Annotated in this window: 16 protein-coding genes, 1 riboswitch and 1 other annotated feature; of the genes, 7 read left to right on the top strand and 9 right to left on the bottom strand. The window is 36.5% G+C overall.

Going from position 1 to position 12,707, the window contains the following annotated elements; translation table 11 throughout:
* Positions 1–228 precede the first annotated feature (228 nt).
* Positions 229–672 (top strand): DUF3899 domain-containing protein, encoded by a 444-nt coding sequence (locus NC797_RS18490; RefSeq protein WP_417168728.1) that lies wholly within the window; start codon positions 229–231, stop codon positions 670–672.
* A 111-nt stretch (positions 673–783) separates the two neighbouring features.
* On the opposite strand, the gene NC797_RS17605 is transcribed toward NC797_RS18490, so the two are convergent.
* A complete protein-coding gene (locus NC797_RS17605; protein ID WP_272438125.1) occupies positions 784–1,350 on the bottom strand; it encodes a Uma2 family endonuclease in 567 nt (188 codons plus the stop codon).
* A gap of 209 nt (positions 1,351–1,559) precedes the next feature.
* Positions 1,560–1,655, top strand: a riboswitch (glycine riboswitch).
* Positions 1,656–1,786: 131 nt separating this feature from the next.
* Between NC797_RS17605 and NC797_RS17600 the strand changes: the two genes are divergently transcribed.
* Entirely contained in the window at positions 1,787–2,398 is a 612-nt protein-coding gene (locus NC797_RS17600; RefSeq protein WP_272438124.1) for a trimeric intracellular cation channel family protein, read from the top strand.
* A 192-nt stretch (positions 2,399–2,590) separates the two neighbouring features.
* Here the strand turns inward: NC797_RS17600 and NC797_RS17595 are convergent, their stop codons facing one another.
* Complete coding sequence (locus NC797_RS17595) at positions 2,591–3,157, bottom strand: Uma2 family endonuclease (protein ID WP_272438123.1); 567 nt, start codon at positions 3,155–3,157, stop codon at positions 2,591–2,593.
* A 685-nt stretch (positions 3,158–3,842) separates the two neighbouring features.
* On the opposite strand from NC797_RS17595, the gene NC797_RS17590 reads away from it, so the two are divergent.
* From NC797_RS17590 to trpS, 3 genes are all read left to right on the top strand, one after another.
* Positions 3,843–4,037, top strand: coding sequence for a hypothetical protein (locus NC797_RS17590; RefSeq protein WP_272438122.1), 195 nt, complete (start codon positions 3,843–3,845; stop codon positions 4,035–4,037).
* A 65-nt stretch (positions 4,038–4,102) separates the two neighbouring features.
* Complete coding sequence (locus NC797_RS17585) at positions 4,103–4,333, top strand: type II toxin-antitoxin system RelE family toxin (protein ID WP_272438121.1); 231 nt, start codon at positions 4,103–4,105, stop codon at positions 4,331–4,333.
* A gap of 78 nt (positions 4,334–4,411) precedes the next feature.
* Positions 4,412–4,592, top strand: a binding site (T-box leader).
* 117 nt (positions 4,593–4,709) lie between these two features.
* Positions 4,710–5,705: a tryptophan--tRNA ligase gene (gene trpS, locus NC797_RS17580; RefSeq protein ID WP_272438120.1), complete on the top strand. Its 996-nt coding sequence runs from the start codon at positions 4,710–4,712 to the stop codon at positions 5,703–5,705.
* 109 nt (positions 5,706–5,814) lie between these two features.
* On the opposite strand, the gene NC797_RS17575 is transcribed toward trpS, so the two are convergent.
* The 4 genes from NC797_RS17575 to NC797_RS17560 form a co-directional block, all read right to left on the bottom strand.
* Positions 5,815–6,582 carry a YjbA family protein gene (locus NC797_RS17575; RefSeq protein WP_272438119.1) on the bottom strand — a complete coding sequence of 256 codons (768 nt, stop codon included), beginning with the start codon at positions 6,580–6,582 and terminating at the stop codon, positions 5,815–5,817.
* A gap of 80 nt (positions 6,583–6,662) precedes the next feature.
* On the bottom strand, positions 6,663–6,872 hold the full coding sequence (locus NC797_RS17570) for a hypothetical protein (RefSeq protein WP_272438118.1): 210 nt from the start codon (positions 6,870–6,872) through the stop codon (positions 6,663–6,665).
* 162 nt (positions 6,873–7,034) lie between these two features.
* On the bottom strand, positions 7,035–8,276 hold the full coding sequence (gene fabF / locus NC797_RS17565) for a beta-ketoacyl-ACP synthase II (RefSeq protein WP_272438117.1): 1,242 nt from the start codon (positions 8,274–8,276) through the stop codon (positions 7,035–7,037).
* A 73-nt stretch (positions 8,277–8,349) separates the two neighbouring features.
* A complete protein-coding gene (locus NC797_RS17560; RefSeq protein WP_272438116.1) occupies positions 8,350–9,285 on the bottom strand; it encodes a beta-ketoacyl-ACP synthase III in 936 nt (311 codons plus the stop codon).
* A 185-nt stretch (positions 9,286–9,470) separates the two neighbouring features.
* On the opposite strand from NC797_RS17560, the gene NC797_RS17555 reads away from it, so the two are divergent.
* Positions 9,471–9,680, top strand: a complete 210-nt coding sequence (locus NC797_RS17555; RefSeq protein WP_272438115.1) for a hypothetical protein — start codon at positions 9,471–9,473, stop codon at positions 9,678–9,680.
* Between the two features lie 94 nt (positions 9,681–9,774).
* Here the strand turns inward: NC797_RS17555 and NC797_RS17550 are convergent, their stop codons facing one another.
* Together NC797_RS17550 and NC797_RS17545 are read right to left on the bottom strand one after the other, a co-directional pair.
* Positions 9,775–10,758, bottom strand: a complete 984-nt coding sequence (locus tag NC797_RS17550; protein WP_272438114.1) for a BMP family ABC transporter substrate-binding protein — start codon at positions 10,756–10,758, stop codon at positions 9,775–9,777.
* A gap of 86 nt (positions 10,759–10,844) precedes the next feature.
* The gene (locus NC797_RS17545; RefSeq protein WP_272438113.1) at positions 10,845–11,492 is read right to left on the bottom strand and encodes a hypothetical protein; all 648 of its coding nucleotides are present in this window, start codon (positions 11,490–11,492) and stop codon (positions 10,845–10,847) included.
* 294 nt (positions 11,493–11,786) lie between these two features.
* Here NC797_RS17545 and NC797_RS17540 point away from each other — a divergent pair, with 294 nt between their 5' ends.
* Positions 11,787–11,966: a YjzD family protein gene (locus tag NC797_RS17540; RefSeq protein WP_272438112.1), complete on the top strand. Its 180-nt coding sequence runs from the start codon at positions 11,787–11,789 to the stop codon at positions 11,964–11,966.
* A 179-nt stretch (positions 11,967–12,145) separates the two neighbouring features.
* Here the strand turns inward: NC797_RS17540 and NC797_RS17535 are convergent, their stop codons facing one another.
* Positions 12,146–12,475 carry a hypothetical protein gene (locus NC797_RS17535; RefSeq protein WP_272438111.1) on the bottom strand — a complete coding sequence of 110 codons (330 nt, stop codon included), beginning with the start codon at positions 12,473–12,475 and terminating at the stop codon, positions 12,146–12,148.
* Between the last annotated feature and the right edge of the window lie 232 nt (positions 12,476–12,707).

Genomic DNA, 12,707 nt, shown 5'->3' with positions numbered 1-12,707 from the left:
AAGTTTCGTACCACAAACGAGATCTTTGCTTTAGGTGCTCTCACAGATTTAGAGCAAAAAAGTTTGTCCAAGCTGAAAAGTGGAAAAACCGTATCCTAGTTGAACGGGATACGGTCATACACAACATTAACCGTGTATGTCTATTTAACTAGAATCCCCCACTTCAACAAAAGCGAACTTTCTTTTGTAAGTGGTGGGTAGTTCAATACCACATAATTACTAAAATAGATGATTCGTATGATGAATTGGTATAATAGAACATGCTATATTATAAAGGACATAAATATAAAGGTTGTGGCTCCATTGATATTATTTAAAAACAAATGGTATTTTCTATGCGTCAACTTCTTCATCATTGTCTTATTTTTTCTAACAGCGACGAAATTACAATTGATCAACTTCATAAATATCATGTTCTACTTTGCTAGTTTTTATTTCATAACATCGTTAATGTTATTTGTTATAAAAGGACGATTTTTTGATGGAGTTACATTTGGGTTCCGAAGATTCCGCAGAAATGTATCCAAAAACAAAGATTACTTAGATCAATTAGAAGAAAAACCTCTCCCCTCTGAAAAAATAAACGCAAACTTTATCACAACATTCTTTTTTCAAGGTGCTTCTCTATTTGTTTGTATGTTTGCTTTATTGATTTTTTATTACGTGAAATAAGAGTTCTGCGGCCGTAACCTAATAACAAGTGGTGATATGAAAGAGCTAAATCCAACATTGATTTGTTAAAGTGAAAAAACAAATTTGAACACGCACTACAAACAACAGCAGTTAATTATTAAAAAGATACGCTAAATCAACCCGAAAACCATTAAGCAATTTAGATGTAATTTCACCTGTATTTATTTGCATGTCGTGTTGTTCATACATATTTTCATCATTGAGGGCATATACCGTTACTGCACACAGCATCGGATTAACAATCCAATACTCTTTGACACCGTAATTCATATAAAGATTTAGTTTCGTAATCAAATCATGAGACTGATTGGAAGGGCTTAAAATTTCAACGATTAGACTAGGAACCCCAACATATCTAGCATCAGTAAACCCACTTTTATCACAGATAATACTGATGTCGGGAATGACAACTTTTGTTCCTTCCATTTTTTCAATTTTTAATTCAATGTCATATGGTGCATGAAATAACTCGCATGGTTTAGCTACAAGAAAATTCAAAAAATTCATCTCCAGATTTCTGGATATACGTTGATGTATTGTAGATGGTGAAGGCGACATGTATACAAATCCATCAATATATTCTAGTAACGTATCAGAGTTTTCTCGTATTCGAAAATACTCTTCAACTGAAACAGAATCATTACGGTATTGATTCATCTCATTACTCCTTTTCTTTTCTTCTTAATTGTTATTTTACCATGTATTATTATCGTCTACACCACTTATTTAGCCACAACCCATGGTATACTTTTCATCTGCTGCCTATCTTACCTTATTCCCAAAAGGGATTTAACAAACACGTAAATTCTTATTGACAAGTCAAGCTATCATCCCCTACTGTATTGTTATAAAATTGAATATTTTAAATGACTGCTGTGGGAGAGAACGTAGATATACGTCACCGAAGGGGCAAATCTTCAAAGAAAGATGAATCTCTCAGGTAAAAAGACTATAGTAGGCTACGATTCTCTGGAGAGTGCTTCACGCCACCCAAGGGGTACACCTTCTAACATTAGGTAAAACTCTCAGGTACAAGGACAGGGAAAAGGGATTTCCTATCTTTTTTGTATACTTAATGGTTAGGGGGATTTTTATGGTTTGGGACGTCTTGAACGTGATTGGAACCGTTGCCTTTGCGATGAGTGGTGCAATCATTGCCATGAAAGTAAAATACGATGTTATTGGCACTTATGTTTTAGGGTTAATTACTGCGTTTGGTGGAGGGGCGGTCAGAAACCTTTTTATAGGTATCCCTATCATAGAATTGTGGCAGCAAACCACCCTTTTTATTATTGCGCTTTTCACCATTACAATTGTAATTGTTTTGCCAAATAATGCAGTTCGCCTTCTTAGAAAGTGGAGTGTCTTTGATGCAATTGGCTTGTCTGCATTTGCTGTTCAAGGAGCGATGTATGCAAAATCAATCGATTTACCAATCCTGGCTATTTTGTTTTCAGCTGGCATAACTGGTGCAGGTGGAGGAATCATTCGTGATGTATTAACACAACAAAAACCAATTGTATTTCGCCAAGATGTATACCTTTTATGGGCGATAATCGCTGGATTTATAATAGGTATGGGGTGGGCCGTAGAGTCCTATCAGCTATACACCCTTTTTGGCGTTATCCTAATATTACGTGTTATATCACACCAATTTGGATGGAGCTTACCTACTCGAACTGTTCATAAAGTACAAAGGGATTAGGCTGGTTAAAAATAAAAGCATACTATTTTATTATTTTGGATGAGCATTGTAAGAAAAAGTAATAATACCTGAATAATATTTAACGTACTTCCGAAAGAAGTCTCCCTCTTCAAGCGTGTAAAGGGCGTAGCCCAACGGTAAGGGGGAGACTTCTTTCGGAAGTACGTTAAAATGAAAACTTTATGAGTAGCATCAATTTGCAAAAATACTCGTCAGATCAATGCGAAAACCATTCAGAAATTTAGATGTGATTTCTCCTGTCTCCGTTTTCATATCATGTTGTTCATACATTTTTTCATCGTTTAGCGCATATACCGTTATAGAATTCAGCATCGGATTGACAATCCAATACTCCTTGACACCGTAGTTCATATAAAGATTTAGCTTGGTAATCAAATCATGAGACTGGTTGGAAGGACTTAGAATTTCAACAATCAGGTTGGGAACGCCAACATACCTAGCATCTGTAAAACCACTTTTATCACAAATGATGCTAATGTCTGGAATGATGATTTTTGTTCCATCTATTTTATCATTTTTCAGTTCAATGTCATATGGTGCAGAAAATAACTCACAAGGATTCCCTTCAAGTAAATTTCCAAATTTAATTTGTAGCTTTCTGGAAATACGTTGATGCTTCGTCGATGGTGATGGTGACATGTAAACAAATCCGTCAATATATTCTAGTAAAGCTTCACTGTTTTCGCGAATTTGAAAGTACTCATCTGCTGAAATTGATTCATTAAGATATTTATGCATTTCAGTACCTCCTCCAAATGTGTTAGTTTTATTTTACCATGATTTACACACGAAAGAACAAGTATGATTCGTCTTTTTTTTATTAATTATGGCATCATGGCTATGTGGCCAATTTAGTCCTAATTTTTATTACACGCTTACATTTCTTTTGGAGTTATCTTTGTTCAAAGATAAGATTATGTGTTTCACTTTAATTTCGGAAGTTGGCTATATATAATGAGAAAAAATCAATATTAGTAGCAATGAAAAAGGCGTAGTACGATTGCCCTCTGGTAATAACAGAGAGCTTGTGGTTGGTGTAAACATGCACCATGGTGAATTGGACTTGGGAGCGATATAATTGGCGAAGTGATCTCATCAATAATGGTAAGATAATAAGGGTGGCACCACGGCTCATATCTCACGAATCCACATAGCTTTACAATTAAGGAAGATAATCTTGGGTACATTATTATAGAATTTACAATGAAAAGCAGGTGATTTTAACCCACTTTTTTTGTTTAGCTATTTTCAAGTTTTATTTGGCGTATAACAACATCGTTCCCATTTCTTCAGTAGCTATGTTTTTATGTTCCACTTCACCATCTAATAAAAAGTCCCCGCCATGTATATTTATGGTATTTGAATAGAGTTTAATACACAAAAGAAATATGTTATAATTACGGAAAGCAAATGAGGTGATTTGGTGGAAGCATTAGAAATTAACAAAGATATGTTACACAAACTCATTGACAGTATTCCAAACGAAAAGTTACCAAAGGCGTATGAATTGTTCATTGATCTATTAGATGAAGATGATGAGAAATTAACAGAAGATGAACTTGCAGAAATTGATCAAGCCAATGGACGATTTAAAAAACAGCGAAACTTACTCTTTTGAAGAAGTATTTAAGGATTTGTTAAAAGAATAATGTTTGATATTACATTTTCTAAACAAGCTATGAAATGAAATTTGTTGAAAAGCAAGATAAAAATACTCAAAAGAGATTGAGAAGTGCCATTTTAGAAATTCAGGAAAAACCGTATACAACTAGTAATACAAAAGCATTAAAAAATAAAGATTTAGCTAGAAAACGTGTCAGAAATATAAGGATCGTTTATAAAGTTTTTGACGATGAATTATATATTTATGTTGTAAGAATCGATAATAGAGGTCAAGTATATAAGAATATATAACATTGCAAACCCCTAAATCTCGAAAATTCCACTTGCACTTTAGAAGAATGAAATATATAATATTTAAAAAAATCAATATCATTAGCAATGAAAAAGGCGTAGTACGATTACCCTCTGGTAATAATAGAGAGCTTGTGGTTGGTGAAAACAAGCACCATGGTGAATTGGAATTGGACTTGGGAGCTATATAATTGGCGAAGTGATCTTATCAATAATGGTAAGATAATAAGGGTGGCACCGCGGTTCATTCGTCCCTTTTTTGACGGGAGAATGGGCTTTTTTGTGTCTTCTGTTTTTTTAGAATCCAATACAAGTGTGTGTTCAAAATGTCTGCTTTAACAAATAGGAAGAAAAAAATTTGAACGAGGTGTAAAAAATGAAAACAATATTTTCAGGCATTCAGCCTAGTGGGACACTTACGATTGGCAATTATCTTGGTGCAATGAAACATTTTGTCGACCTTCAAGAAGAAAACAATTGTTACTTTTGTATCGTTGATGAACATGCGATTACGGTTCCACAGGATCGCCTTAAATTGCGGGAAAACATTCGATCGTTAGCAGCATTATATGTAGCTTCTGGCATTGATCCAAACAAATCCACCTTGTTTATTCAATCCGAAGTCCCTGCACATACACAGCTAGGCTGGATGATGCAGTCGATTAGCTACATCGGGGAATTAGAACGAATGACACAGTTTAAAGATAAATCAGATGGGAAAGAGGCCGTATCTGCTGCGTTATTGACGTATCCCCCGCTTATGGCTAGTGATATACTTTTATATAAGACAGACATTGTACCTGTTGGGGATGATCAAAAACAGCATTTGGAATTAACACGAAATGTTGCCGAGCGATTCAACAGAAAATATAATGATATTTTTACCATACCAGAAATAAGTGTTCCCAAGGTCGGTGCCCGGATTATGTCGCTTCAGGAGCCTACGAAAAAAATGAGTAAGTCTGCAGAGAACCAAAAAAGCTACATATCCATGCTAGATGATGAAAAACAAATTGAGAAAAAGATCAAAAGTGCTGTCACCGATTCTGAAGGGATTGTCAAATACGACAAGGAAAATAAGCCAGGTATTTCTAATTTATTAACCATTTACGCGAGCTGTACGAACGAGTCGATCGAAACATTAGAAGAAAAATATGCAGATAAAGGGTATGGGGAATTCAAACAAGATACAGCAAAGGCTGTTATTTCAATATTACAGCCAATTCAAGCTCGTTACTATGACCTCATCGAATCGAAGGAACTAGATGATATGCTTGACCAAGGTGCAGAAAAAGCAGATCAAGTCGCCTCCAAAATGCTTGCTAAGGCAAAAAAAGCAATGGGACTAGGCAGAGTTAAAAAGAAGAAATAGTAGAGAGTATAAAAGGTGATTCACGCAAATGGAATCACCTTTTTTGTTTCCTTTATAGAGGATTTCAGAAAGTTACCAAATGATAAGCGGCGACTTTTTGAACATGCACTTAAAGCATGCGCTTATACACATTTTGTTGGACAGGCTGTTGCTCGATTTCCCACATTTTTTCGAAAAATGGTTGGCCTTTTATTATTTTCCCACATAGCTCCTCATGAGCTTGACTCCATCCATCTGAAACCCCTTGATAAAGAGATTGCCACGCTTCATAAAAATCCATCTTGCGAATCATCGCATAGTTATCTGGGTCCCATTCAGTAAGCCAATAACGCATTTCTTCTAAATTTTTTGTTCCTTCCAACTGATCAAGTGCCATCATTAATAGCTGTTTTAACTGTCTTTCTTTTCTCGTTAAACCAAGCATTGAATCAGGTGGTAAGGATAATATATGATACTCTTTTGATTCTTGATTTGTTGGAAATACAAATTCTTGCGGTTCCGTTCCTTCAATCATTTCGAAAACAAGGCGTTCTTGTCTAGGGATCAATCTACTCTTACGGATCGGTAAACTATAGCCCATTGTATCAATAGCAAGAACCGAAATGCCATTTGTGATAACACAAGCATAGTCCAGTGTAATTCGTTCTTGATTTTTCCTTAAAAAACCTCGTTGGTAGATGCTCTCCAACAATGATTTAGGCAAATCTTGAAGATCATTTTCGATGTATTCATATAACACATCACTTATGTACAAAAGTGGTACTTGATCCAACAATTCAATGCCGTCTTCTTTTCTCCACTCATGAAATGGACAAACATTGTAACTATTTTCTTCCCCTTCGAACCAATTAACCCATACATCGTGTAAATATAACATGCTGAACCCCCGCTTTGTTTAATGATTCTTTACGATACATTATGGCCATTATCGGGAATTTTATTCTTTCATAGTAATAATTAACAGGTATCATTCGGATATTTTGAGTAAGCAATCATCATAAAAATAATTCCAATTGGAAAAAAGTAGCACTCTATTCTGCCTTGTATAAATACGAAATAGTCGATCCAGGAAAAACCAGCAGGTAAAAAGTTTAAATATGTGATCATCGTGACACCACCTGAGATGGCTAGTCCAAATCCAACTAAAAAAAGTAGCACAAGTCCCATTTTATCTCACCCTGCCTGTCCAATTTGTCTACTATGATTTATATGTTCTAATCTAGTAAACATGTCTATCTTATTTAAGAATATGTAAAGATAGAAGTTAACTCGCACTTATAGGCAAGAAAAAGACTCCCCATCATGAAAATAGGAAGCCTTGCTGTTTGTTTAGTCGTTGTATTGTTTAAAGATTAGGGTGGCGTTATGACCTCCGAAGCCTAGTGAATTACTTAATACTGCACGAACTTGCTGCTCTCTAGCTTTATTTGGCACATAATCCAAATCACATTCTGGGTCCTCCGTTTCATAATTGATCGTTGGAGGTACGATGTTATTTTGAATCGTTTTTACTGAAATAACTGCTTCTACTGCACCTGCTGCACCAAGTAAGTGACCGATCATTGACTTGGTAGATGATACGGCTAGCTTATTGGCATAATCACCAAATACCGTTTTAATAGCGGTTGTTTCAAACTTGTCATTTAAGTCAGTGCTTGTACCATGGGCATTGATATAATCAATTTCTGTTTCAGCAAGTCCAGAATCTTGAATGGCCTGTCGCATTGCTCTGACAGCGCCATTTCCTTCTGGAGCTGGAGCCGTGATATGATGCGCATCCCCTGATGAACCATACCCTACAATTTCAGCATAAATTTTTGCACCACGTTTTTGAGCTGATTCCAATGTTTCTAAAATTAGAATTCCTGCTCCTTCCCCCATTACAAAACCATCACGATTCTTATCAAAAGGGCGGCTGGCTGTTGCAGGATTGTCATTAAAGGACAATGCTTTTGCCGAAGAAAATCCAGCAAAAGACATTCTTGTTATTGGGGCTTCTGTTCCACCGGTGATCATGATTTCCGCATCACCGCGTTCAATCACTTTAAAAGCATCTCCAATTGAATTTGCGCCCGAGGCACATGCTGTTACAGTACATGAATTAATGCCTTTTGCACCTAATTGAATCGACACCTGTCCAGCTGCCATGTCTGGAATCATCATCGGAACGTAGAAAGGACTTACTCGTTTGTATCCTTTTTCCAAAAACTTTTCAAACTGTTCCTCGTGTGTCCCCATTCCACCGATACCGGATCCAATCCAAACACCAACTCGGTCGGCAATTTCTTCGGTGATCGTAAGGTTTGCGTCTTCAACCGCTTGCCTTGATGCAGCAACGGCATATTGCGTAAATGGATCCATTTTTCTGGCATCTTTTTTTTCCATGTAAGCAGTAGGATCCCAGTCTTTTACTTCTGCAGCAACTTTCGCTGGAAAATCATCTTTATTTACTTTTGTTACAAAATCAATACCAGATTTTCCATTTATGAGATTATCCCACATTCGTTCTACTTCGTTACCAAGAGGCGTTACTACTCCTAAGCCAGTAATAACCACGCGCTTTTTTTGCATGATTACAACTCCTCCCATTCTTTACGTTAATTGATTGCATTATCATTTTCCACAGTCTTCATTATTGGAGGCGTTACTTTCCCCAACGCATTGCAACTGCACCCCAGGTAAGTCCCCCACCAAATCCAACAAGTACTAACAAATCATTATCTTTTATTTTACCGCTTTTTACTTCTTCCGACAAAGCAATTGGTATAGAGGCTGAAGATGTATTGCCGTACTTCTTAACAGATGTTGCCATTTTATCTTCTGGAATTTCTAATTTTTGTCTTGCTGCGTCCATAATTCTGATGTTCGCTTGATGGGGAATCAAGTAGTCAACATCATCCTTTTTGAATCCAGCTTTCTCAACCACATTTACAGAAGACTCTGGCATTTGCCGCACTGCAAATTTAAACACTTCTCGACCGTTCATGCTTAAATAGTCCTTGTCCTGATATAAATATTTGCCGCCACTTCCATCTGAGCCGAGTTCAAAGGATAGAATTCCTTTTCCTTCACTCACTGTGCTTACAACAGCTGCCCCAGCACCATCACCGAACAATACACATGTATTTCGATCTGTCCAATCTGTTATTTTCGACAGCTTTTCAACACCAACAACCAAAATATTTTTGTACGTGTTTGATTCGACATATTGTTTGGCAGTAATGATTCCGTACATAAATCCTGAACATGCTGCACTAAGATCCATTGCAGCAACTTTGTTAGCACCAAGTCGTTCTTGAAGCATACAAGCAACAGAAGGAAAAGGAGTATCTGGTGTAACGGTAGCTACCATTATCATGTCTATATCCTTCCCTGTTAATTCTGCGTCTTCTAAGGCATTGATCGCAGCTGCGTACGCCAAATCAGATGTATCCATAGAATCATCCGCAATACGTCTTTCTTCAATCCCTGTCCTTGTTCTGATCCATTCATCGTTTGTATCCACTAATTTTTCTAGATCAAAATTAGTCAAGACTTTTTCAGGGACATAGTGCCCTGTTCCAATTATGCCTGCAACCATTTATATACACCCCTATGTTAACTTAATTTATACCCTTATTATCAATTATTATGACTTGGTACTAATTTTAATGTATCCTGTTCTTTTTATCAAGCAGGTGGATTTTAATTTCACTTTTATATGATAGCTGCCTTCTCCCATTTGCAATGAGTATCATAAACTAATTAAAAAGGAGGTGAAATGCAGTGCGTTATCCACATAATAAACATCCTAAGAATGGACGCCACCCCTATATGTATGGTCCACCAATGCAAAAACAACCCCCTCTAAAAAACGATAAAAACCAGGAATCATTTGACCTTTTAGGATCTGCACAGACAGTAATGGAAACGTACCATCAACTGTCACCGTATATGAAAGAAATCGTGGGTTTTATGAAGAAGTTTAAAAAATAGTCTGAGGTTTATTGGTCTACAAAAAAAACAAGGTGACGGCAGGCCTTAGGTGCACCCTTGCACTTATCTTGCAAACAAAAAGGGCTGATACACTTTAGTTACCAGTCCTTTTCTGCTCTTTTTCATTCGGTAATAGTCCAGTTTCAATATATGTATTTATTGCCATTTCTACTTCTTTTGTTAATGTGTTTGGTACTTCAGGGCTGTAGTCTCCCATCGAAATAACATCGTCTTGAAAGTCAAAAGTCAATACTTTTCCCTCTAATTCTCCAGCATCAAATTTTTTTGCAGAAAGTAAATATAATTGCTCTACTTGTTGTACTGTACTTGTCAAAACCGTTTCTTCACTCAAGCTGGATTGATCCGAAACATAACCAATCGCATATAATCCGTCGGCAATTGCTTGATTAATGATTGGAACGCTGAAAGAATTACCTGCAGGATACACAACATCAACATTTTTCCTTTTCATCTCTTGATAGATTTTCATCGCTCTTTCCGTATCATCCCAGCTATTCACATAATTCATATGTACTTGTGCATCCTGATTTTTATATTTAACCCCTTCAAAAAAGCCTTCGATCTCAGGCTGCCAGCCGAAGGAACCAATTAAGCCAATGTGATTTGTCTCCGTCATTTCCCCAGCGACCATTCCACCAAAAAAACCCATTGCCAGTGCATTAAAATTTAAACTCGTAACATTATCATCATAATATCCACCATTAAAATAAACGAACTGTACATCTGGATAATTTTCATTTATTTCAACAAAATATTTGCCGTATGAGCTACTATGGCCATAAATTAAATTAACGCCTTTGTTTACAAACTCATTTACCGCTCGATTTACCTCTTGTTGTGTTGTAACCCCTTCTTTAAAGTAAACATCGGTATTAAATTCTTCTTTTATTTGTAATAAACCTCTATATCCTTTATTGCCCCAGGTTTGATCCTGGATCGTGTTTTCCACCAGCATTCCAACCTTCTGTATTTCTCCGTCTGAGCCACAGGCAGTTAAAACAGGTAAAAGGAAGAATATGAGGATGAGCACTCGAAAAAGATGGTTTTTAATTCTCAATATGCGCAACTCCTATTCGAACGTACTAAGCTAAGTTCTAGTACTATTCTACCGTTTAAGCTCGTTTTCGTAAATGTATTTTGTTTTTACATGTTTGTTACATTGTAAAGATTTCTAAAATTCCGATAGTGTTCATGGAGTAATCTTTTACATCGATCAGGTGATTTTCGTTGACATAAATACAAATCGCTTGCTCGATCTGTTCCATTTCCAGTCATTTGATTGGAATGAAGGCGAATTTCTCTAGCTTTAATATTGCTGTTCTCTAGTTGAAAAAGCCATGAAATGAAATCATCAATATAAATAACTTCATCGTCAAAACGACGAGAGTCAAACCGAATGTATTCATCTCCCCAATAGAATCCCTCATCATCACGTTCCATCCATTCCCCACAAAGGATCGGACAAACAATCGTGGTCCAATCATTATGAAAAGGTTTGCTTTTCTTGGAGAATTTTATATTAATATTGTTACGCGCAGAAATGCTCGCTAGTTCTTTCGACCGTTCTATTTGGTCTGAGATATGATAAATAGCTGTCATTTCATCGTTCACATTATTTCCTATCTCTTCTTCATGTCTGAAGGCACTGTTTCTACCTATAAATAATGCAAGATTTTCTTTTTTCTCTGTATCCATTTTATCTATTCCTATTACCTCATTTCCGTCGTGTAATAGTCGATTCACTATATGAAATCCTACCCAATCAAAGCAATTTGTAACCAAATAGGTCATTCCATTTCTCCTCCTTCTTGTCTTCATTCTATTTCACTTTCCCTTTCTTTTTATTCTCAACTCTATAGTTCTTTCATTCCAAAAAACAGTAACAGCGAACTCGTTTCAGCAAGCTGAAACATCGGTGAATCAGATGGAGTCTCGACTCCACCTGATTGGAAATTCCCACCTACGCTTCGCTTAGAGGTGGGGGTCTAAAACCCTAAAACCATTTAAAGATTAATTTCTATTTATTTTTCCGAATGCATTTGGTAAACTATATAAAGAATGTGAATCAAATGAGGTGAAAATGACGTGCGTCTACTAATAACTATTTTTTGGACTTTTTTACTTAGCTTTATGATTTCGTATGTAATAAGTAACATGGGTGGAGGAACATTTTCCATAAGTCAGGTACTTGCCCTCACTGGAATATTTACTATTGCTGTTTTATTACTAGGTGAAGGCGTTTTAAAAGAAAGCCAAAATGAATAACCAGTTAAACAAGATAGTGATAGTGAGAACCCTTGCCTTTTTAGGAAAAGGCAAGGGTTTCGTTATTTTACAGTTTCGCTAATCGTACGGGATTAAAAAGTTTCCAAATGATAAAAAGCCAAGGAAGCCCGTCGTGGGCAAGCAGATGTTACTTATCATTGGTGACTTTTTGAACAACCTTAATACCAAGGAAGTGCACTTAGGCCGACCAAAGCAGTCAATGGCAAAACAAGACGGTTAAACCTTGAAGGATGGCCATAGCCAGGGTAGCCATATCCGTATCCTGGGTAACCAAATCCAGGTCCATAGGCTGGTCCGCCACGAGATACTCCATGTCCTTCGAATTGATATCCTGTATTTGGCACAGCTAAATAAACATATTGCTCATCTACACCCGTGATAATGCCGTCAACTTTATTACCATCCACTGTTTCTGCTAATACATAAGTATGCATATGTTTTTTACATAAATCATACATATGATTGGACTTAGGATGTGGTTGATTCATTTTTATTCCTCCTTCACACTGCTATTCTATTCATTGAGAGCATTTCCTGTGACAGGAGCACATGCAAAAGGATGGTAATTGATCCGATACCAATCTTTCTATGTATAGAGGTTGTTCAAAACCCCCATGACTTATCAGCCACCACGAAGAATGAAAATGTATATAGTGGGGGTATAGCGTTTATTTCTAAGTAATCCTGTTAACTATGATAAAGCAGGTCTGAGATCGTGAC

The organism is Terrihalobacillus insolitus (genome assembly GCF_028416575.1).
Classification (GTDB): Bacteria; Bacillota; Bacilli; order Bacillales; family Amphibacillaceae; genus Terrihalobacillus; species Terrihalobacillus insolitus.
Note: the sequence above shows the minus strand (reverse complement) of the source record. Positions and strands in the feature narration are given on the sequence as shown.